21 protein-coding genes and 1 tRNA gene are annotated in these 21702 nt (G+C 49.7%); 3 read left to right on the top strand and 19 right to left on the bottom strand.

All coding sequences use genetic code 11. The features are described from left to right. Nucleotides 1–6: 6 nt before the first annotated feature. The 19 genes from nuoH to ACO0LD_RS01100 all read right to left on the bottom strand — a co-directional run bounded on the left by nuoH (nt 7) and on the right by ACO0LD_RS01100 (nt 20179). Nucleotides 7–1071 carry an NADH-quinone oxidoreductase subunit NuoH gene (nuoH, locus tag ACO0LD_RS01010; RefSeq protein ID WP_423002872.1) on the bottom strand — a complete coding sequence of 355 codons (1065 nt, stop codon included), beginning with the start codon at nt 1069–1071 and terminating at the stop codon, nt 7–9. Then, nucleotides 1071–3377 carry an NADH-quinone oxidoreductase subunit NuoG gene (gene nuoG, locus ACO0LD_RS01015; protein ID WP_423002874.1) on the bottom strand — a complete coding sequence of 769 codons (2307 nt, stop codon included), beginning with the start codon at nt 3375–3377 and terminating at the stop codon, nt 1071–1073. Before nuoG ends, nuoH begins: the two co-directional genes overlap by 1 nt. A 32-nt stretch (nt 3378–3409) precedes the next feature. Continuing rightward, nucleotides 3410–4705 (bottom strand): NADH-quinone oxidoreductase subunit NuoF, encoded by a 1296-nt coding sequence (gene nuoF, locus ACO0LD_RS01020; RefSeq protein ID WP_423002876.1) that lies wholly within the window; start codon nt 4703–4705, stop codon nt 3410–3412. Next, on the bottom strand, nt 4705–5190 hold the full coding sequence (nuoE, locus tag ACO0LD_RS01025; protein WP_422950386.1) for an NADH-quinone oxidoreductase subunit NuoE: 486 nt from the start codon (nt 5188–5190) through the stop codon (nt 4705–4707). The genes nuoF and nuoE overlap by 1 nt, the downstream gene beginning before the upstream one ends. Nucleotides 5191–5227: 37 nt before the next feature. Then, nucleotides 5228–6481 carry an NADH-quinone oxidoreductase subunit D gene (locus tag ACO0LD_RS01030; RefSeq protein WP_162059349.1) on the bottom strand — a complete coding sequence of 418 codons (1254 nt, stop codon included), beginning with the start codon at nt 6479–6481 and terminating at the stop codon, nt 5228–5230. After that, a complete protein-coding gene (locus ACO0LD_RS01035) occupies nt 6481–7077 on the bottom strand; it encodes an NADH-quinone oxidoreductase subunit C (protein WP_423002878.1) in 597 nt (198 codons plus the stop codon). The genes ACO0LD_RS01030 and ACO0LD_RS01035 overlap by 1 nt, the downstream gene beginning before the upstream one ends. A gap of 29 nt (nt 7078–7106) precedes the next feature. Continuing rightward, a complete protein-coding gene (locus tag ACO0LD_RS01040; protein WP_110253970.1) occupies nt 7107–7583 on the bottom strand; it encodes a NuoB/complex I 20 kDa subunit family protein in 477 nt (158 codons plus the stop codon). 6 nt (nt 7584–7589) lie between these two features. Further along, nucleotides 7590–7949 carry an NADH-quinone oxidoreductase subunit A gene (locus tag ACO0LD_RS01045; protein ID WP_110253971.1) on the bottom strand — a complete coding sequence of 120 codons (360 nt, stop codon included), beginning with the start codon at nt 7947–7949 and terminating at the stop codon, nt 7590–7592. 114 nt (nt 7950–8063) lie between these two features. Next, a tRNA-Leu gene (locus tag ACO0LD_RS01050) sits at nt 8064–8148 on the bottom strand. Nucleotides 8149–8233: 85 nt separating this feature from the next. Further along, entirely contained in the window at nt 8234–8626 is a 393-nt protein-coding gene (secG, locus tag ACO0LD_RS01055; protein ID WP_423002881.1) for a preprotein translocase subunit SecG, read from the bottom strand. Between the two features lie 41 nt (nt 8627–8667). Then, nucleotides 8668–9411 carry a triose-phosphate isomerase gene (gene tpiA, locus ACO0LD_RS01060; protein WP_423002883.1) on the bottom strand — a complete coding sequence of 248 codons (744 nt, stop codon included), beginning with the start codon at nt 9409–9411 and terminating at the stop codon, nt 8668–8670. Between the two features lie 189 nt (nt 9412–9600). Further along, nucleotides 9601–10581 carry an NAD(P)H-quinone oxidoreductase gene (locus ACO0LD_RS01065; protein WP_423002885.1) on the bottom strand — a complete coding sequence of 327 codons (981 nt, stop codon included), beginning with the start codon at nt 10579–10581 and terminating at the stop codon, nt 9601–9603. A gap of 155 nt (nt 10582–10736) precedes the next feature. After that, complete coding sequence (pnp, locus tag ACO0LD_RS01070) at nt 10737–12878, bottom strand: polyribonucleotide nucleotidyltransferase (RefSeq protein ID WP_423002887.1); 2142 nt, start codon at nt 12876–12878, stop codon at nt 10737–10739. Between the two features lie 225 nt (nt 12879–13103). Continuing rightward, the gene (rpsO, locus tag ACO0LD_RS01075; RefSeq protein ID WP_110253976.1) at nt 13104–13373 is read right to left on the bottom strand and encodes a 30S ribosomal protein S15; all 270 of its coding nucleotides are present in this window, start codon (nt 13371–13373) and stop codon (nt 13104–13106) included. 141 nt (nt 13374–13514) lie between these two features. Continuing rightward, on the bottom strand, nt 13515–15053 hold the full coding sequence (locus ACO0LD_RS01080; RefSeq protein WP_423002889.1) for a 2-isopropylmalate synthase: 1539 nt from the start codon (nt 15051–15053) through the stop codon (nt 13515–13517). Nucleotides 15054–15587: 534 nt separating this feature from the next. Then, a complete protein-coding gene (pssA, locus tag ACO0LD_RS01085; RefSeq protein ID WP_423002891.1) occupies nt 15588–16457 on the bottom strand; it encodes a CDP-diacylglycerol--serine O-phosphatidyltransferase in 870 nt (289 codons plus the stop codon). 439 nt (nt 16458–16896) lie between these two features. Beyond that, nucleotides 16897–17913, bottom strand: a complete 1017-nt coding sequence (ilvC, locus tag ACO0LD_RS01090) for a ketol-acid reductoisomerase (RefSeq protein ID WP_110253979.1) — start codon at nt 17911–17913, stop codon at nt 16897–16899. A gap of 59 nt (nt 17914–17972) precedes the next feature. Next, complete coding sequence (gene ilvN / locus ACO0LD_RS01095) at nt 17973–18464, bottom strand: acetolactate synthase small subunit (protein WP_110253980.1); 492 nt, start codon at nt 18462–18464, stop codon at nt 17973–17975. Further along, nucleotides 18464–20179, bottom strand: coding sequence for an acetolactate synthase 3 catalytic subunit (locus ACO0LD_RS01100; protein WP_423002893.1), 1716 nt, complete (start codon nt 20177–20179; stop codon nt 18464–18466). Before ACO0LD_RS01100 ends, ilvN begins: the two co-directional genes overlap by 1 nt. 207 nt (nt 20180–20386) lie before the next feature. Between ACO0LD_RS01100 and ACO0LD_RS01105 the strand changes: the two genes are divergently transcribed. The 3 genes from ACO0LD_RS01105 to ACO0LD_RS01115 are packed head-to-tail and all read left to right on the top strand — an operon-like array spanning nt 20387 to nt 21702. Next, nucleotides 20387–20689: a hypothetical protein gene (locus tag ACO0LD_RS01105; RefSeq protein ID WP_423002895.1), complete on the top strand. Its 303-nt coding sequence runs from the start codon at nt 20387–20389 to the stop codon at nt 20687–20689. Nucleotides 20690–20716: 27 nt separating this feature from the next. Further along, nucleotides 20717–21289: an RNA polymerase sigma factor gene (locus tag ACO0LD_RS01110; protein ID WP_423002897.1), complete on the top strand. Its 573-nt coding sequence runs from the start codon at nt 20717–20719 to the stop codon at nt 21287–21289. Beyond that, the gene (locus ACO0LD_RS01115) at nt 21286–21702 is read left to right on the top strand and encodes a DUF3619 family protein (RefSeq protein ID WP_423002899.1); all 417 of its coding nucleotides are present in this window, start codon (nt 21286–21288) and stop codon (nt 21700–21702) included. Before ACO0LD_RS01110 ends, ACO0LD_RS01115 begins: the two co-directional genes overlap by 4 nt.

A 21702-nucleotide genomic window follows, 5' to 3' on the forward strand; every position in this document is an offset into this window, starting at 1 on the left:
AGCCTCTTACTTCCAAATATTCCATGGAGTTTGCATCCATGCTGCGACGATGACCAGATACACCAGAGTCAGCGGGATAAATACTTTCCAGCCCAGACGCATGATCTGGTCATAGCGATAGCGTGGGAAAGATGCGCGTGCCCAGATGAACATGGAAACCACAACAAAAGTCTTGATACCGAGCCAGATCCAGCCAGGGACGAAATCCAGGAAGCTGAACGGTGCAGACCAGCCGCCGAGGAACATCAAAGATGCCATGGCAGAGATCAAAATCATGTTGGCGTATTCAGCCAGGAAGAACATGGCAAAAGACATACCAGAGTATTCAACCATGTGACCGGCAACGATTTCGGACTCACCCTCAACCACGTCAAACGGATGACGGTTGGTTTCCGCAATACCGGAAATCACATACACCACGAACATGGGCAACAGCGGCAACCAGTTCCATGAGAACAGGTTGAAACCATGGTCGGCAGCAAAACCTTTGGTCTGCGCATTGACGATATCGGTCATGTTCAAACTGCCGGATACCATCAGTACGATGACCAGTACGAAGCCCATGGCGATTTCATACGATACCATCTGTGCAGAAGCACGCATGGCACCTAGGAAAGCATACTTGGAGTTGGATGCCCAACCGGCGATGATGATGCCGTAGACTTCCATCGAGGTGATAGCCATGATCAGCAACAAGCCTGCATTGACGTTTGCCAGCACAGTTTCAGGACCGAAAGGAATCACCGACCAGGCTGCCAGCGCTGGCATGATGGTCATGATGGGTGCCAGCACGAACAGGATTTTGTTTGCTTTTGCCGGGATAATGATTTCTTTGAGCAGCAGTTTCAGCGCATCAGCGATAGGCTGCAACAAACCTGCTGGGCCTACGCGATTCGGGCCAAGACGGATGTGCATCCAACCTATCATCTTGCGTTCCCACAAGGTCAGGTAGGCTACGCAACCCATCACTGGCAGAGTAATGCACGCAATCTTGATCAGTGTCCACAAAGGCAGCCAGAAGGCACCAAGATATTGCTGGCCAAATCCATGAATAGAGAGCAGCAAATTCATTATGCACGCTCCAGTTTGATAGCACCGAACATGCCGTCCAGATTACTTGTCAGGCTATGACCTGCAGCAATCCTGACTACATTATCAGGCAGGGATTGATCGATTCCCACAGGGATCAGGGTAGAACCTGTTTTGCTCAGTCTCACCATGTCACCTTCGGCTATGCCCAGTTTGCTGGCATCAGCAGAGCTGATCCATGCTTGTGGTGCACGCGCATCGGCTGTCAGTTGCAGGGATTCTGCACGGCGTACGATAGCATCTGTGCTGTAGATGCCGACGTCAGCAATGCGCTCCATGCCAGCAGCCGCGTTAGCAGGAACTGCCGGAGCCAGTTTGGCCAGGTTATTCAATTGCGTCGTCAGGTCAGCTTGCGTCAATACTGTTGCGCGCACTGCTTCTGCTGTCTCGAAATCAAAGTTGTCCAGACCCAGCAAATTGCCAAGTACGCGCAAGACTTTCCATGCAGGGCGGGTATCGCCCAGAGGCTTGACTACACCATGGAAACTTTGTGCACGGCCTTCGCAGTTCACGAAAGTACCGGATGTTTCTGTGTAAGGAGAAACTGGCAGCAAGACGTCTGCATATTCTGCACCGTGCTTGAATGGCGACATGACGACGACCATTTCAGCATTATCCAAAGCTGTCTTGGCTTGTACCGGATGCGCGCTGTCAAGCAAAGGCTCGGCGTGCAATACGATGTAAGCTTTTTTGGCTTCGGTAAATACAGGCTTGGCATTGTTGGCAGGAATGGCATTTGCCAGGTAGCCGCCAACTGTATTTGCTGCTTCTGTCAGGTAACCAAATTCTGTACCTGCATTTTCAGCTATCCATTGTGCCAGCGCATGCAATTGCGATGCTTCTGGATGATAAGAAGCTGTGTTGCCAAGGAATACGCCTGCGTTGCCAGCCAACAGGCTAGCCGCAATCGCTTCTGCTTTGGCAGATGCCTGCACAGCTTCGAAACCAGCTGGTTTGACGATTTCTTTTTTAGCTGCGATAGCAACTGCAACTTCAGCCAGGAAGGCTGTCCACTGCGATGGTGCAACTACCGCATTATTTGCCAGTTTGATGAGCAACTCATCATTTGTTGCATGCAGGATGCTGAGCTTGGCACCCATTTTTACTGATTGACGCAGACGAGCTGCCAGCAAAGGATGATCCTTACGCAGGAAGGAACCGATCACGAAAACGTTTTTCAACTGACCAAATCTGGCGATACTGGTACCCAACCAAGGCTTGACAGAAGAATTCAGCGCAAAGTCAGACTGGCGCAGACGGAAATCGACATTGTCAGAACCCAGGCCACGCACAACGCGTTGTAGCAGCGTCAGTTCTTCCAGAGTAGAACTTGGTGCAGCAACCGCAGCAATGGCATCAGCGCCATGCTCATGCTTGACGTTACGCAAGCCGTGCGCAACATATTCCAGTGCTGTTTGCCAGTCAGTTTCCTGCCATTGACCGCCCTGCTTGATCATGGGCCTGGTCAGGCGTTCTGTGCTGTTCAGGGCTTCGTAAGAGAAACGGTCTTTGTCAGAAATCCAGCATTCATTGATTTCTTCGTTTTCCAGCGGAACCACACGCATGACCTTATTGTTCTTGACCTGAACGATCAGGTTGGAACCCAGACCATCATGGCCACTCACTGATTTACGGCGTGACAATTCCCAGGTACGGGCAGAATAACGGAAAGGCTTGGATGTCAGTGCGCCTACCGGGCACAGATCGATCATGTTGCCTGACAATTCGGAATCAACAGTTTTGCCGACGAAGGAAGTGATTTCAGAATGTTCGCCACGGTTGAGCATGCCCAACTCCATGACGCCAGCGATTTCCTGACCGAAACGAACGCAGCGCGTACAGTGTATGCAACGGCTCATTTCTTCCATGGAAACCAGAGGACCTACGTCCTTGTGGAATACCACGCGTTTTTCTTCATCGTAACGGGATGCAGTGCCGCCGTAACCAACAGCCAGATCCTGCAGTTGGCATTCACCACCCTGATCGCAGATAGGGCAATCCAGCGGGTGATTGATGAGCAGGAATTCCATCACTGCTTTTTGTGCTTTTACTGCCTTGTCGCTGGAAGAGCGGACGATCATGCCCGGCGTGACAGGTGTCGCGCAGGCAGGCAAAGGCTTCGGTGCTTTTTCAACCTCGACCAGACACATGCGGCAGTTAGCCGCAATAGATAATTTTTTGTGATAGCAAAAGTGCGGGATGTAGGTGCCAAGCTTATTGGCAGCGTCCATCACCATACTGCCCTCTTGGACTTCGACTTTTTTGCCGTCTATTTCGATTTCAACCATGGTCTACTCTAAGTGTGCTAACCGAAGCTGGCTTACATGTAAGTGGGCACCAAGCAATGCTTATGCTCGATGTGATATTCAAATTCTTCGCGGAAATTCTTGATCATTGCGCGTACTGGCATCGCCGCTGCATCACCGAGAGCGCAAATTGTTTTGCCCTGGATATTGTCAGCGATGGAGTTCAGCATATCCAGATCATCCGGACGGCCATGACCATGCTCTATCCTGTGCACCATGCGATACAACCAACCCGTACCTTCACGGCATGGTGTGCACTGACCGCAGGATTCTTCAAAATAGAAGTAAGACAGGCGCAACAGTGATTTCACCATGCAGCGTGTTTCATCCATGACGATGACGGCACCAGAACCCAACATGGAGCCAGCCTTGGCGATGGAGTCATAGTCCATGTCAGTCGCCATCATCACATCACCAGTCAATACCGGCATGGATGAACCACCAGGGATAACTGCCTTGATCTTTTTACCGTCGCGCATGCCACCAGCCAGTTCCAGCAAGGTGGCAAACGGTGTACCCATAGGCACTTCATAATTGCCTGGCTTTGCTACGTCGCCAGACATGGAGAAAATCTTGGTGCCGCCATTATTTGGCTTGCCGAGCGCAGCGTATTTCTCACTACCCATGGCAAACACGAAAGGCACAGCCGCAAATGTCTCTGTATTATTGATCGTGGTTGGCTTGCCATACAGACCAAAGCTGGCAGGGAAAGGCGGCTTGAAGCGTGGCTGCCCTTTCTTGCCTTCCAGCGATTCCAGCAAGGCTGTTTCTTCGCCGCAGATATACGCGCCGTAGCCGTGGAAAGCATGCAACTGGAAGTTGAAGTCTGAACCAGCAATCTTGTCGCCCAGCATGTTGGCGGCACGAGCTTCTTCCAGCGCTTCTTCGAAACGGTCGTAGTCAGCAAAAATTTCGCCGTGGATGTAGTTGTAACCTACCGTGATGCCCATGGCGTAAGCACCAATGGCCATGCCTTCAATCAGCGCATGCGGGTTATAACGAATGATGTCACGGTCCTTGAATGTACCAGGCTCGCCTTCATCTGTATTACAGACCAGGTATTTTTGACCAGGGAACTGACGTGGCATGAAACTCCACTTCAAGCCGGTAGGAAAACCCGCGCCACCGCGACCACGCAAAGAAGAAGCCTTCAACTCAGCAATGACTTGCTCAGGTGGGATTTTTTCATTGAGGATACGCTTCAAGGATTCATAGCCACCACGTGCTACGTAATCTTGCAGATGCCAGTTTTTACCATCCAGGCCAGCCAGTATCAAAGGCTTAATATGGCGATTATGCAGACTCGTCATTATTTAACCTCTTTCAATTCATTGACCAGACCGTCAATTTTTTCATTCGACATGAAACTGCACATGCGTTTGTTATTGACCAGCATGACAGGTGCATCACCGCAGGCCCCCATGCACTCGCCTTCAACCAGGGTGAACTGGCCATCTGCCGTGGTTTCCCTGTAATCGATACCGAGTCTTTGCTTCAGATGATGTGCGGCACGCTCGCCACCAGACAAGGCGCAAGGCAGATTGGTACAGACCGAAATCTTGAACTTGCCCACCGGCTTGGTGTTGTACATATTGTAGAAAGTCGCGACTTCCTGCACTGCTACTGCGGGCATGCCGATGTAGTCAGCCAGAGTCTGCATGACTTCCGGGGATACCCAGCCAGTTTCATCCTGGGCAATAGCCAATGCGGCCATCACAGCGGACTGGCGCTGGTCAGCCGGGAACTTTGCAAGTTCACGATCAATTTTTTTAAATGCCTGCTCTGATAACACCATAGCTAATGCCTCGATTCGACGTCCTCAGGACGCCGCTTTATCTGTCAATCTCACCAAACACAATATCCTGAGTACCGATGATCGTTACCGCATCAGCAATCATGTGACCTTTTGCCATTTCATCCAAACCCTGCAAATGCGCGAAACCTGGCGCACGGATTTTCAGACGATAAGGCTTGTTAGCACCATCGGACATCAAGTAAATACCAAACTCGCCTTTTGGATGCTCAACTGCGGCATATGCTTCGCCAGCGGGAACATGGAAACCTTCGGTGAACAGCTTGAAGTGATGGATGAGTTCTTCCATATTCGACTTCATGTTCACGCGATGTGGTGGCGCAACCTTGTGGTTATCAGTAATCACCGGACCCTGGTTATTTCTCAGCCACTCAACGCATTGTTTGATGATGCGGTTGGACTGGCGCATTTCTTCTACGCGCACCAGGTAGCGATCATAACTGTCGCCATTCACGCCGACTGGAATATCAAAGTCCAGCAAGTCGTAAACTTCATACGGCTGCTTCTTGCGCAAATCCCATTCGATACCGGAGCCACGCAACATAGGGCCACTAAAGCCCATGGCCATGGCACGCTCAGGCGACACCACACCAATACCGACCAGACGCTGTTTCCAGATACGGTTATCGGTCAACAGTGTTTCGTATTCGTCGACATATTTTGGGAAACGGTTGGTGAAGTCTTCAATGAAATCCAGCAGGGAACCCTGACGATTTTCATTCAGCAACTTCATCGCTTTTTCATTCTTCAAGGCCGATACAGTGAATTGCGGCATTTGATCCGGCAAGTCACGGTACACACCACCTGGGCGATAGTAAGCAGCATGCAAACGTGCGCCTGAGACTGCTTCATAGCAATCCATCAGATCTTCACGCTCACGGAATGCGTACAGGAACACCGCCATTGCGCCCACGTCCAGCGCATGCGCGCCTATCCACAGCAAGTGGTTCAACAGGCGTGTAATTTCATCAAACATGACGCGGATGTACTGCGCACGCAAAGGCACTTCCAGACCCAGCATCTTCTCTATAGCCATGACATAGGCATGCTCATTGGCCATCATGGAGACATAGTCCAGGCGATCCATGTAAGGCACGGATTGCAGGAAAGTTTTTTGCTCAGCCAATTTTTCAGTCGCACGATGCAAGAGACCAATGTGCGGATCGGCACGTTGTATCACTTCACCGTCAAGCTCCAGCACCAGACGCAACACACCATGCGCGGCAGGATGCTGAGGACCAAAGTTCAGGGTGTAATTCTTAATCTCAGCCATTATTTCATCCCGTAATTTTCTTCACGAATCACACGCGGCACATTTTCGCGTGGTTCTATCGTGACAGGCTGGTAAACGACGCGCTTTTGATCTGCGTCATAACGCATTTCAACATAGCCGGAAACTGGAAAGTCTTTACGGAAAGGATGACCGATAAAACCATAGTCGGTCAAAATACGACGCAAGTCATTGTGACCATCAAACAGGATACCGTACAGATCAAACGCTTCGCGCTCATACCAGTTGGCTGCATTCCAGATATCGATCAGCGAGGGTACGACTGGCATTTCATCATCCGGCGCAAACACGCGCACACGCAAACGCCAGTTATGCTTAATCGACAGCAAATGCGAAATGGCAGCAAAACGCGCACCTTCCCACAAGCCATCGCCATAAGCAGAGTAATCGACACCGCAAAGGTCGATCAGTTCTTCAAAACTGGTTTCTGCATGGTCGCGCAAAGTGCGCATTACATCCAGATAAGCAGTTACAGAAACCACGATGGTGATTTCACCTAGCGCATTCTTCAAGTCCAGAATACGCTCACCCAGGACATTTTTTACTGCTGCCTCAAGGTTTTCCAGTTTGGTAGTCATAATTTAATATTGCCCCAGCGATCGCACGATTAACGAGCAATGGTATTGGTACGTTTGATCTTGTTTTGCAACTGTATGATGCCGTACATCAGTGCTTCTGCGGTTGGCGGGCAACCTGGCACATAAATATCAACTGGCACAATACGGTCGCAACCACGTACTACTGAATACGAATAATGGTAGTAACCACCACCATTGGCGCAAGAACCCATGGAAATAACCCAGCGAGGCTCGGCCATCTGGTCATATACCTTACGCAAAGCAGGTGCCATCTTGTTGCACAGCGTACCGGCAACGATCATGACGTCGGACTGACGCGGAGAAGGACGAAACACCACACCAAAGCGATCCAGATCATAGCGGGAAGCACCGGCATGCATCATCTCTACCGCACAGCAGGCCAGACCAAAAGTCATGGGCCACATGGAGCCGGTACGCGTCCAGTTGATCAGTTTGTCGGCTGTTGTCGTAACAAAGCCTTCGTTCAATACACCTTCAATTGACATAATCCATCACTCCCAATCCAGAGCGCCTTTTTTCCAGATGTACCAAAATCCAACGCCGAACTCCAGCACGAAGCCGAGCATAATCAGAAAACCTGTCCAACCCAGGTCACGCATTGCCACGCCCCAAGGGAAGAAGAATGCCGTTTCCAGATCGAACAAAATAAACAGAATCGCCACCAGGTAGTAGCGCACATCAAATTTCATGCGCGCGTCTTCGAATGCTTCAAAACCGCATTCGTAAGCAGAATTTTTTTGTGAATCCGGTTTATATGGAGCAAGAACACGCCCCAGGATTTGCGGCACCACACCTACAGCGATACCAACCAGAATAAAGAGAAGAACTGGGAAATAATTTTCGAGGTTCACGTTAGGCTACCTGTAATTGAATGCCAGATTGAAGCAAGTCATTTCTTAAAATCAAACCACAAGAAATGACTGCTTCCTCGACCGGGCCAGCAAAGAAAACTGGCCTTATTTTTTTGGTGCCGACGACGAGACTCGAACTCGTACAGCTTTCGCCACTACCCCCTCAAGATAGCGTGTCTACCAATTTCACCACGTCGGCTTAAGCCCAGCATTCTACTATGTATAGCCTCATTGTTCAACGCGCAATTGCAGCAATTCAATGTTTTTTGCTGAGCAAAATCAATTTATTTTGGAATCTGACCAGCTTGACCAGCAGAGGAAGCTGGCGCGGATGTTGCAGTTGCACCAGAAGCTGCTGCCGGGGCGCTTGCAGGCGCAGCATTAGCCGCAGGCTGAACCACGGTTACACCTTCCATCACACCACCGGAAGGCTTGCGCGCGCCAGTACTGAATACTGCCAGACCCAGGGTCGCCGCAAAAAATATTGCAGCAGCCACACCCGTCGCCTTGGACAAGAAATTGGACGAGCCAGTCGCACCAAACAGACTACCAGAAGCGCCAGAGCCGAAAGAGGCCCCCATGTCCGCACCTTTACCGTGCTGCAATAAAACCAGACCAATAATTGTCAATGCAGACAGAATCTGAATAACGATGACCAACGTATGTAAAGTTTGCATTCAAAACATCCAAGAAAAAATTAAGTACTACAATAAATCAATTAACTGGCAGCGATAATCGCAAGAAAATCCTGGGATTTCAGTGCAGCTCCGCCAATCAAACCACCATCAATATCGGGCATTGCCAATAACTCCTTGGCATTTTCCGGCTTCATGCTACCACCATATAAAATCTGTACTTTTTCTGCCGCACCAGCATCACGAACAGCTACTTGCTGACGCAGGAAATGATGCACTTCTTGCGCCATTTCCGGCGTTGCTGTTTTACCGGTACCGATGGCCCATACAGGCTCATAGGCAATCACAACACCATCCAGCACACCCAACACATCCAGCACCGCATTCAACTGCGCAGCCACGACTGCATTAGTCTGGCCACTCTCGCGCTGCTCCAGCGTTTCGCCCACACAAACCATGGGCAACACACCATGCTTTAATAACTGCTGCGCCTTCTGCGCCACCAGCTCATTGCTCTCGGCATGATAGGCACGGCGCTCAGAATGCCCGACGATTGCATATTTGCAAGCACAGTCTTGCAACATGGAAGCAGAAATCTCGCCGGTGTAAGCACCATGCGCATGCACAGATACATCTTGCGCACCCCAGCTCACTGCAGTACCACCCAGCAAATCCGCACATTGCGCAAAATAAGGTGCAGGAGCACAAACCAATACATCACAGTGCAAATCGGCAGGCAAACCCGCCTTGACTTCAGACAACAATGAACGGTTGGCAGCAAAACTACCATTCATTTTCCAGTTACCGGCTATTAAGGTGCGTCGCATAGTGAGCCAAAATATAAATAACCGTCTATTGTAGCCTCCGGCGCAGACAGGGTCAAACCGGCAAGACCAGTTTTTACATCAAGAACTTGCTTCAAAGGCATAATTACCTCAGATATATAGGCAATATGACAATACGGCAGGCAATCACACCACATCCCTGTAAAAAACCCAGGAAGCTGGCGGCGCAGCCTAATCCAGAGCCAGCATGATTTTACCTATATGCAAACCTTCCTCCATCATGGCATGAGCTTGTGCAGCCTGCTCCAGAGGAAATACCTGATGTATCACAGGGACGATCTCTTTCGATACCAGCAATGGCCAGACATGCGCTTGCAGCTCAGCAGCAATTTTTGCCTTGAAAGCAACAGAACGCGGTCGCAAGGTCGACCCAGTCACAGTCAGCCGCCTGCGCAAAACCTGCCCCAGGTCAAGCTCGGCAGAAGTACCACCCAGCAGAGCAATGATGGCCAACCTGCCATCATCCGCCAGACAGTTGATTTCTTTAGGTACATAGGAACCAGCTACCATGTCCAAAATGACATCAACACCTTTGCCAGCAGTCAACTCCTTGACGACATCGACAAAATTCTCAGCCTTGTAATTAATGCCACGCTCAGCGCCCAGCTTTTCAGTCGCCCTGCACTTTTCATCCGATCCCGCTGTAGCAAAAACCCTGTGCCCCAATGCCTTGGCAATTTGTATCGCCGCTACCCCTATCCCGGATGTACCGCCCTGCACCAGAAAACTTTCACCTGGCGACAAATGCGCACGCTGAAATACATTACTCCAAACCGTAAAGTAAGTCTCTGGTAAAGAAGCCGCCTCTATCATGGTCAAGCCAGTTGGCACCTTCAGGCACTGCCCCGCAGGTGCCACGCAATATTCAGCATAGCCACCACCCTGCACCAGCGCACAAACCTGATCACCCAATTCAAACCCACTGCCCTGCACATCACCACCAATAACTTCGCCAGCCACTTCCAGACCCGGCAAATCCGAAGCACCTGGTGGCACAGGATAAAAACCAAGGCGCTGCAAGACATCGGGGCGATTCACGCCAGCCGCTGCAACCTTGATCAATAATTCCCCTTTACCCGGCACTGGCACAGGCCTGCTGCAAATTTGCAAGACTTCAGGTTTGCCATACTGAGTGATTTCAATTGCGCGCATTTCAGTTTTCATCTTTAGCCTTTGTGTGAATCCAGCGATACCATCCGCGATTGTAAGCCAATAAAAAAACGCCCGTGCAAGACGGGCGTTTTCAACTCTTACAGACCAGGAGACTGTCGGACTTAGGACGACAAGCTTCCGGCTGCGTGAATTTATTACTGCTGTTGCTGCTGCTGCGGCTGAGGCTGACCTTCAGATTCAGAAGCAGCTGCTTTCATTGACAACTTGAAGCGGCCACGATCATCAGTTTCCAGCACTTTGACGCGCACTTGCTGACCTTCTTTGAGGTAGTCAGCAACAGCATTCACGCGCTCATTGGCGATCTGGCTGATGTGCAACAAACCATCTTTACCTGGCATGATTTGTACGATCGCGCCGAAGTCCAGCAACTTCAATACTGTACCTTCGTAGATTTTGCCAACTTCAACTTCTGCAGTCAGTTCTTCGATACGACGTTTGGCTTCCTGGCCAGCTGCTGCATCAACAGAAGCGATAGTGACTACACCTTCATCGCTGATATCGATTTGCGTGCCAGTTTCTTCTGTCAAGGCACGGATCACTGCACCACCCTTACCGATAACATCACGGATTTTTTCAGGGTTGATCTTGACAGTGATCAGGCGTGGCGCGAAGTCAGACAATTCGGATTTGCCGACAGGTACGGCTTCTTGCATTTTACCCAGGATATGGATACGGCCTTCTTTGGCTTGCGCCAGAGCGACTTGCATGATTTCTTTAGTGATACCCTGGATTTTGATATCCATTTGCAGGGCAGTAATGCCCTCTGCAGTACCGGCTACTTTAAAGTCCATGTCGCCAAGATGATCTTCATCACCCAGGATATCTGTCAGAACAGCAAACTTGTTGCCATCCTTGATCAGGCCCATGGCGATACCGGCAACGTGTGCTTTCATAGGCACGCCAGCATCCATCAACGCCAGGCAACCGCCACAGACCGAAGCCATGGAAGAAGAACCATTGGACTCTGTGATTTCAGACACCAGACGGACTGAGTAGCTGAAATCTTCCGGATCAGGCAGAGCAGCTTGCAATGCACGTTTAGCCAGGCGGCCATGACCAATTTCACGACGCTTAGGTGTGCCAACACGGCCTGTTTCGCCAGTAGCGAATGGAGGCATATTGTAATGCAGCATGAAGCGGTCAGAGTATTCACCCATCAGCGCATCAATTTTTTGCTCGTCACGGGCAGTACCCAGAGTAGCGATAACCAAAGCCTGAGTTTCACCACGCGTGAACAGGGCTGTACCATGCGTACGTGGCAAAATGCCAGTACGGATGCTGATAGGACGCACAGTGCGTGTATCACGACCATCGATACGTGGCTCGCCTTCCAGGATTTGGGAGCGAACGATTTTCGCTTCCAGATCAAACAGGATATTGCCAACTTCTGATGAGTCAGGAGCAGCTTCGCCCTTGGCAGTAGCTTGCTCAGCCAGTGCCGCAGCGACTGTAGACGTTGCCGCCTTCAGCTGCTCAGTACGCGCTTGTTTTTCTTTTGTTTGATAAGCAGCGCGCAACAAAGGCTCTGCCACTGCTGTAACAGCAGCGATCAGCGGCTCATTTTTTGCAGCAGGTGCCCATTGCACTTCAGGTTTGCCACCGTCGCGTACCAGTTCATGGATAGCATCGATCACAGCTTTCATTTGCGTGTGGCCGTAAACAACTGCGCCCAACATGATTTCTTCAGACAATTGCTGCGCTTCAGACTCAACCATCAACACGGCTTGCTCAGTACCGGCAACAACCAGATCCAGCTTGGATTGTTTCAGTTGAGTTGCGGTTGGGTTCAATACATATTGACCATCAATATAACCAACACGTGCAGCGCCAACCGGGCCACTGAATGGGATGCCAGCAACGGAAATCGCTGCGGAAGCACCGATCATTGCAGCGATATCAGGGTCGATTTCTGGATTGACGGACAATACATGAATGATGACCTGAACTTCGTTCAGATAGCCTTCTGGGAACAGAGGACGGATAGGCCTGTCGATCAAACGGGAAGTCAGTGTTTCTTTTTCTGATGGACGACCTTCACGCTTGAAGAAACCGCCAGGAATACGGCCGGCAGCGTAAGTTTTTTCCATGTAGTCCACGGTCAGAGGAAAGAAATCCTGACCTGGTTTTGCATCTTTTTTGGCAACGACTGTTGCCAGTACAACGGTATCTTCTATGGATACCAGGACTGCACCCGATGCCTGGCGAGCGATTTCGCCGGTTTCCAGTGTTACCTGGTGCTGACCATATTGGAAGGTTTTGGTAATTTTATTAAACACAATGTGTCCTTTCTATTTGCCGACAGATTTTCAGGCGCTGTCGTTCACCTCACCACGAGCAATCCGCCTGGACTGCTTTTTGCCTGTTTTTTAATATGGATATCAAAAACCGGGCTAAAACTGAATAAAACTGGGTGAAACTAAAACTCTAGATGGACAAAAAGCCTGCGACAGTCAACTGACGCAGGCTTTTTGCTACAAATCTTTTGCTAAATTCAGCAAGAATTACTTACGCAAGCCGAGTTTTTCGATCAGTGAGCGATAGCGATTCAAGTCTTTACCTTTCAGGTAAGACAACAAACTCTTACGACGGTTAACCATCATGATCAAACCACGACGTGAGTGGTGATCTTTAGAGTGAGCTTTGAAGTGACCGTTCAGATCATTGATACGTGCAGTCAACAGAGCAACTTGCACTTCAGGAGAGCCTGTGTCGTTTTGACCACGGGCATTGTCCGCTACGATAGCGGCTTTTGCATTTTTTTCGATAGACATGATTTTCCTTAACATGCGATAACAATAGTCGCCGCTTTTATAAAAACAGCTACAAAACCATCATTATCGTGACATAACAATCCCGCCGGAATGGCAGGACGCGTGACTATAACACCGTTTTAAGCCAGAATCAAATCTGCTTTAAATCTGCGGATTCAGTTTTTCTGTCTTTGATTGCAATTTATTCAATGCTGACAAATAAGCTTTCGCTGAAGCAACAACGATATCAGGATCCGCGCCTACGCCATTCACAATACGGCCAGCCTTGGAGAGACGCATGGTGACCTCGCCCTGAGACTGAGTACCAGTAGTGATTGCATTCACCGAGAACAACAACAGCTCTGCCCCGCTCTGCACCTTGGAATCGATGGCATTCACGATGGCATCGACCGGGCCATTACCATTACCCTCACAAGTCACTTCCTTGCCGTCAGAAGTAAATACGACTTTGGCGTAAGGCAATTCACCCGTTTCTGAGCGCTGCGACAAAGACACATAATGGAAGGCATCATTATTATGTGCATGCTCTTCGTCAGAGACCAGGGCAAGGATATCTTCATCGAAGATGTCAGACTTCCTGTCGGCCAGTTCCTTGAAGCGGGCAAAGGCTGCATTGACTTCAGTTTCTGATTCCAGTGCGATACCCAATTCTTCCAGGCGCTGCTTAAAGGCATTGCGGCCAGACAATTTACCAAGTACCAGCTTGTTGGCACTCCAGCCCACATCTTCGGCACGCATGATTTCATAGGTATCACGCGCCTTCAAGATGCCATCCTGGTGGATGCCGGACGCATGGGCAAAGGCATTTGCGCCGACCACGGCTTTATTTGGCTGCACGGCAAAACCGGTGATTTGCGATACCAGCTTGGATGCTGGCACGATCTGGCTGATATCTATGCCCAGTTGCAAATCAAAATAATCTTTACGTGTACGCACCGCCATGACGATTTCTTCAAGCGCAGTATTACCTGCGCGCTCACCCAGCCCATTGATGGTGCACTCAATCTGGCGTGCGCCGCCTATCATGACGCCAGCCAGGGAGTTGGCGACAGCCATGCCCAGGTCATTGTGGCAATGCACGGACCAGACCACTTTATCTGAATTGGGGATACGCTCACGCAAAGACTTCAACATATTGCCGTACAACTCAGGCACGGCGTAACCGACGGTGTCGGCAAAGTTAATCGTCGTTGCACCTTCTTTGATGACCGCTTCCAGCACACGGCACAGGAAATCCATATCCGAGCGGCTGCCATCTTCCGGGCTGAATTCCACATCGTCGGTAAAGTTACGGGCATAGCGCACAGCCTGTATGGCTTGCTCCAATACCTGGTCCGGTGTCATGCGCAATTTCTTTTCCATATGCAAAGGAGAAGTCGCGATGAAAGTATGAATACGCTTGCGCTGCGCTGCCTGCAAGGCTTCTGCAGCACGGGCAATATCACGGTCATTGGCGCGCGACAAAGAACAAATCGTCGAATCCTTGATGATGGAGGCAATTGCCTTGATGGACTCAAAATCACCTGGAGACGCTGCTGCAAAACCGGCCTCAATCACATCAACCTTCATTCTTTCCAGTTGCTTGGCAATACGGATTTTTTCATCCTTGGTCATGGATGCACCAGGGGATTGCTCGCCATCGCGCAAGGTTGTGTCGAATATGATGAGTTTGTCGGCCATGTTATTGCTCCTGATATGAAATTAAGTCTGAAATGTTGTAGATATAAAGCTGCACTGTGAATATTCTTTAGCCTACCCTTGCAAGACGCACATGGGTGGTGAGACTACTCGAATTGTGGGTATAGGGGAATTTAGCGCGTGAACGCTAGTAGAGATGCCAGCAATAGCGATAGCAGACCAGACAGGCCTGCCATATTGTTTTCTGCTATTGATGTGGATGTAGATTTCATGCCAAAGACTATAAGCGCAAAGGCAGAAAAGTGCAAGAATTTATAGCAGGAAAATCCTGCTTTTCTCAGGTATAAAAGCAAAAAAGCCGCGATACATTTTCTGTATTGCGGCTTTTCTTGAAAAACACCGAATTTAATCTGGCATTTCACTTTTGTACGCTTCACGTGCGCGCCCATTAATACCTCATCGAACTTACGCAAAATTGTCCCAGCAAGGCGTCAGCGACGAAGACAGTACTTTAGTACCGAATTTATTAACTGCCGGAGCTGCAACGCAGCTGGGGCGGTTTTTCGTAAGTTCGATTTATTTTTCGTCGTGATGATGATCATCAACACTGGTCTGCACGATACTGACTGGCCTGCCCTTGCGCCAGCGCCACAGCAAGACTACATAGCCAGACAAGCCATACAGGACAAACAAACCAAACAAGACCTTGGGCGGATCACTGACCACGGCAACATAAGCCAGCACGATGAGAAAAGGCGCAATGAATGGCACTGACTTACGCAGATTCACGTCCTTGAAACTATAGAAAGGCACATTGGTCACCATCGTCAAACCAGCGAACAAGGTAATACTCCAGGTACTCCAGCTCAGGTCACGCCCCAGGAAATGCAAGTCTTCCATCAACAATACAAACCCTGCCACCAGAGCCGCCGCCGCAGGACTGGGCAGACCCTGGAAATAACGCTTGTCGACAACGCCAATATTGGTATTGAAACGCGCCAGGCGCAAAGCAGCCCCAGCACAATAGACGAAGGCAGCCAGCCAACCCAGCTTGCCCATGCCCTTGAGCGACCACTCATAAGCCACCAACGCTGGTGCGGCACCGAAGGAGATCATGTCAGACAAACTATCGTATTGCGCCCCAAATTCGCTCTGGGTATTGGTCATACGGGCAACGCGGCCATCCAGGCTATCCAGCACCATCGCCACAAAAATTGCCAGGGCGGAACGGTCAAAACTCTGATTCATGGCCATGACAATGGCATAGAAGCCACAAAACAAGGCAGCCGTCGTAAATGCATTAGGCAACAGATAAATGCCACGTCTGGGTTTGGCTGGGGTGCGTATATCGCCCCCTTCCTGCACACTCGCGGCTGTATTCTTGCGCATACCCTTGGGGAAGAGCTTGAAACTACCTTTGGGCTTTCGTTTTAATATAGGTGCCATTCTTGCTATCGTAATCTGTGAAATACATCTCTTGCCATGGCAAGGAAGGAAAAAGTGTGCGAAGTATAACCCCGATTATTGGCAATGAAAACAAACGCAGGGACATGTTTCTACACATTCAAACATCAAATATACATCCTCATTCACATTTAACTAAACATTAAATGCACACATATCTGATAAGCAATCATGTGACCCAGAAAGTAAAAATCGTCCGTTCGGACGATTTTTAGCCTTAGCGCTGCGTGCGCCTACGAGCACACGCTGGATGATGCCCGGCAATCTTGAAAATCAGTTCTTCGACTGATCAACCAGTTTGTTTTTAGCGATCCATGCGCACTTGAAGACGTAAAGAAAATCGCCCCTGCGGGCGATTTTTAGCGTTCGAGCTGTGTGCGCCTACGAGCGCACACTGGATGATGCCCGGCGATCTTAAAAATTAGTTTTTGGATTGATCAACCAGTTTGTTTTTAGCGATCCAAGGCATCATGGCACGCAATTTCGCGCCCACTTCTTCGATTTGATGCTCGGAAGTCAAACGGCGACGGGAGATCAGAGTCGGTGCACCGGCTTTGTTTTCCAGGATGAAGCTCTTCGCGTATTCACCAGTCTGAATATCTTTCAGGCATTGGCGCATGGCGTTTTTGGTGTCTTCTGTGACGACTTTAGGGCCAGTCACATATTCGCCGTATTCTGCATTGTTGGAGATCGAGTAATTCATGTTGGCGATACCGCCTTCATAGATCAGGTCAACGATCAGTTTCAATTCATGCAGACATTCGAAGTAAGCCATTTCTGGCGCGTAACCAGCTTCAACCAGGGTTTCAAAACCAGCTTTGATCAGTTCAACAGCACCACCACACAGAACAGCTTGTTCACCGAACAAATCTGTTTCTGTCTCTTCACGGAAGTTGGTTTCGATGATGCCGGCACGGCCACCGCCGTTAGCCATCGCGTAAGACAAGGCGATATCACGGGCAGAGCCGGATTTGTCCTGATATACAGCGATCAGGTGAGGCACGCCGCCGCCCTGGCTATAAGTACCACGTACAGTATGGCCCGGTGCCTTAGGAGCGATCATGATGACGTCCAGATCGGCGCGAGGCACGACTTGACCGTAATGAACATTGAAGCCGTGAGCGAATGCCAGCACTGCGCCTTGCTTGGCGTGAGGAGCAACATTTTCAGCGTAAACCTGGGCGATGTTTTCATCTGGCAGCAAGATCATGATGACATCAGCAGCTTTGACTGCGTCGTTCACTTCAGCTACGTTCAGACCGGCATTTTTTGCCTTGTCCCATGAAGCGCCGCCTTTACGCAGGGCGACAGTTACTTTACAGCCGGAATCATTCAAGTTCTGTGCATGTGCATGGCCTTGAGAACCGTAGCCGATGATAGCAACGTTTTTGCCTTTGATCAGGGAGAGATCACAATCTTTGTCGTAGAAAACTTTCATTTTGTATCCTAATAATTAAGTATTTTTTGTAGGGAATGGCGTATGCCTGAAACTATTTTTTAAACCTTGAGGATGCGTTCGCCGCGTCCTATGCCTGAACCACCGGTACGTACCGTTTCCAGAATTGCCGTGCGGTCGATTGAATCTATGAAAGCATCCAATTTACCTTTATTACCGGTCAATTCTATGGTGTAGGTCTTTTCGGTGACGTCGATGATGCGGCCACGGAAAATATCTGCGGTGCGCTTCATTTCTTCGCGCTCCTTGCCGACCGCTCGTACTTTGATCAGCATCAGTTCGCGCTCTATGTGCGCGCCCTCGGTCAGGTCAACCACCTTGACTACCTCAATCAGGCGGTTCAAGTGCTTGGTGATCTGTTCGATGATGTCATCAGAACCGGAAGTCACGATAGTCATACGTGACAGGGTCGGGTCTTCAGTCGGTGCGACCGTCAGGGTTTCAATGTTATAGCCGCGAGCAGAAAACAGGCCAACCACACGGGACAAGGCACCTGCTTCATTTTCAAGAAGGATGGAAATAATATGTCTCATCACAGATCCTCCGAACCCAACAACATTTCAGTCAAGCCCTTGCCTGCCTTGACCATAGGCCAGACGTTCTCGGTTTGATCAGTAATGAAGTTCATGAATACCAGTCTGTCTTTCATGGCAAAGGCTTCACGCACTGCACCGTCCACGTCTGCCGGATTTTCTATCTTCATGCCGACGTGGCCATAAGCCTCGACCAGCTTGGTAAAGTCGGGCAAAGAGTCCATGTAAGACTCGGAATAGCGTGAGCCATAATCAATTTGCTGCCACTGCCTGACCATGCCAAGGAAGCGGTTGTTCAGCAAAATGATTTTTGGTGTCAGGTGATATTGCTTGCAGGTTGCGAGCTCCTGTATGCACATCTGTATCGATGCTTCACCAGTGATACAGGCGACAGTCGCGTCTGGATTAGCCATCTGCACACCCATGGCATACGGCAAACCTACACCCATGGTGCCCAGGCCCCCGGAATTGATCCAGCGACGCGGTTTATCGAAACGGTAGTATTGCGCTGCCCACATCTGATGCTGGCCTACGTCAGAAGTAACAAAGGCATCGCCCTTGGTGACTTCCCAGACTTTTTCAACAACGGATTGCGGTTTGATGACTTCACTCGAAGTCGGGTATTTCAGGCATTCACGACCACGCCATTCATTGACCTGCTTCCACCAGGTAGCCAGCGCCTTGGGATCAGGACGCGTCTCAACCGTACTCAGTTGTGACAACATTTCCTGCAACACGTCTTTGACATTACCTACGATAGGAATATCAACCTTGACGCGCTTGGAAATCGACGAAGGGTCAATATCAATGTGAATGATCTTGCGTGGATGTGAAGAAAAATGCTTGGGGTTGCCGATTACACGGTCATCAAAACGTGCGCCAATGGCGATCAGCACGTCACAGTGCTGCATGGCCATATTGGCTTCGTAAGTACCATGCATGCCTGGCATGCCGACGAATTTTTCATCGCTGGCACGGTAAGCACCCAGACCCATCAAGGTATTGGTGCATGGAAAACCGAGCAGATCGACAAGCTTGTTCAGCTCCGGCGCCGCATGCGCGAGTATCACGCCGCCGCCGGTGTAAATCATGGGACGTTCAGCCTGCAACAACAACTGCACAGCTTTGCGAATTTGTCCTGCATGCCCTTTGTCGACTGGCTTGTAAGAGCGCATTTCGACTTCTTTAGGGTAGCTGTAGGTGGTTTTGTGCATGCTGATATCTTTAGGGATATCCACCAGCACAGGGCCCGGACGACCTGTCGTTGCTATATAGAATGCCTTCTTGACGGTCTCGGCCAGATCTCTGACATCCTTCACCAAAAAATTATGCTTTACGCATGGACGGGTAATACCGACGGTGTCGCACTCCTGGAAAGCATCCTGGCCGATAACGGCACTGGGCACCTGACCTGAAATGATCACCATGGGAATCGAATCCATATAAGCAGTTGCCAGCCCGGTTACCGCATTGGTAACGCCAGGTCCGGAAGTGACCAGAGCCACGCCTACTTTATTGGAGGAACGGGAATAAGCATCGGCAGCATGTACTGCAGCCTGCTCGTGACGCACCAGGATGTGTTGAAACTTGTCCTGATTAAAAATCGCGTCATAGATATAGAGTACGGCACCGCCCGGATATCCGAATACGTGCTCAACACCCTCTTCGGCAAGACACTTGACAAGTATCTCTGCGCCTGTAAATTCTGAACTCATAAATTGTGTCCTTTCAAGGTCCATAGGAGATTGATCGGATGTTCTTTCCTGGCGAAATCGACATGTAAATACCGGAAAGCTGAAATCCCTTTATGTGCGGTCACATTCCCCTTTACACATCCGTTGGATATGGTGCCAGGCAAGGCTTAGTGCACTCGTTCAATCAGTATTAAGGCTTTACAACGACAGACTTCTCACGCTTGTGGCATGGGTCAGAACAAACAGCTTCTTAAAGCGAACTTGCCGGTTGCAGCATTGTGGGCTGTTCCAGGCAAGCATTTTATGCCCCGAGATTTTGGGACGGACTCATACGTTACTGCGTCGCAGCAATTTGGTCAAGGAAAATTCTATAAGAAAAGAAATTTATTTCCCTTTAAAATGTTATCAAATGACAAGAAAGCACAAAATTCAGGACATAAGCACGTATTTTTGCTAGCATGTGCGCAATTTTGCATGACCCGCTTCTTTAAAAAGTTCAATCACAATCAAAAGAAGCAGCATCTGCTATAAACCACGTAAAGCACGTAACTGCCAACAATGGCCACAGACAAAGAATTATCCAGCTTTTTGGAAGGTGTAGAACGTCGCGCCTTCAAACATGCTGTCTATACAGTAAGAAATGAAGAGTCTGCTCTGGACATCGTCCAGGAAGCGATGATCAAGCTCGCCGAAAAATATGGTGACAAGCCTGCCGCAGAATTGCCCATGCTGTTTCAGCGTATACTGCAAAACACGATTCTGGACTTTTTCCGCCGGGAAAAAGTCAGAAACACCTGGGTCAGCTTGTTTTCAAGTATTACACCGTCCAATAATCAGGACGACGACAATTTTGACTTGTTGGAAAGCTATGCTGCTGAAGAGGGTTCGGAATCATCAGAATCCAGTGCCGACAAGATAGAACGTGAGCAAGTTCTCAACATAATTGACGAAGAAATAAAAAAACTTCCAGCACGTCAACGGGAAGCCTTCCTCATGCGTTATTGGGAAGACATGGATGTAGCGGAAACCGCCGCTGCAATGGGTTGTTCAGAAGGCAGCGTCAAAACACACTGCTCCAGAGCGACGCACGCATTGGCCATCACGCTCAAGGCTAAAGGAATTCACCTATGAACTATTCAAAAGAAGCGAAAGACCTTGAGTTTGCTTACAAGGTAAGACGGGCGCTGAATGAGTCAGCGGAAAGCCTGCCTGCCCCCACTCTGGACAGGCTGGCACAAGCACGCAAACAAGCTTTAGCCCGCAAGAAGCAAGAAGCGCCTGTGGCAGTACGGGTATTTAAAGGCGCACTGGCTGGAAATTCTGGCTTTTCTTTCCAGGGACCGGGTTCCTGGATGGGTAAGCTGGGCCTGGCCTTGCCCTTGCTGGTATTGGTGGTTGGCTTGCTGGGCATTTATGAATACGAGCAACAGCAAAACATTAATGAACTGGCAGATATTGATGCTGCTGTTCTGGTTGATGAATTGCCTCCTGCCGCTTATGTTGATACCGGGTTCAGTGCTTATTTGAACAAAACAGAGGAGTAG

Origin of the sequence: Undibacterium sp. Ji83W (assembly GCF_049340385.1) — a bacterium.
GTDB lineage: Bacteria > Pseudomonadota > Gammaproteobacteria > Burkholderiales > Burkholderiaceae_D > Undibacterium.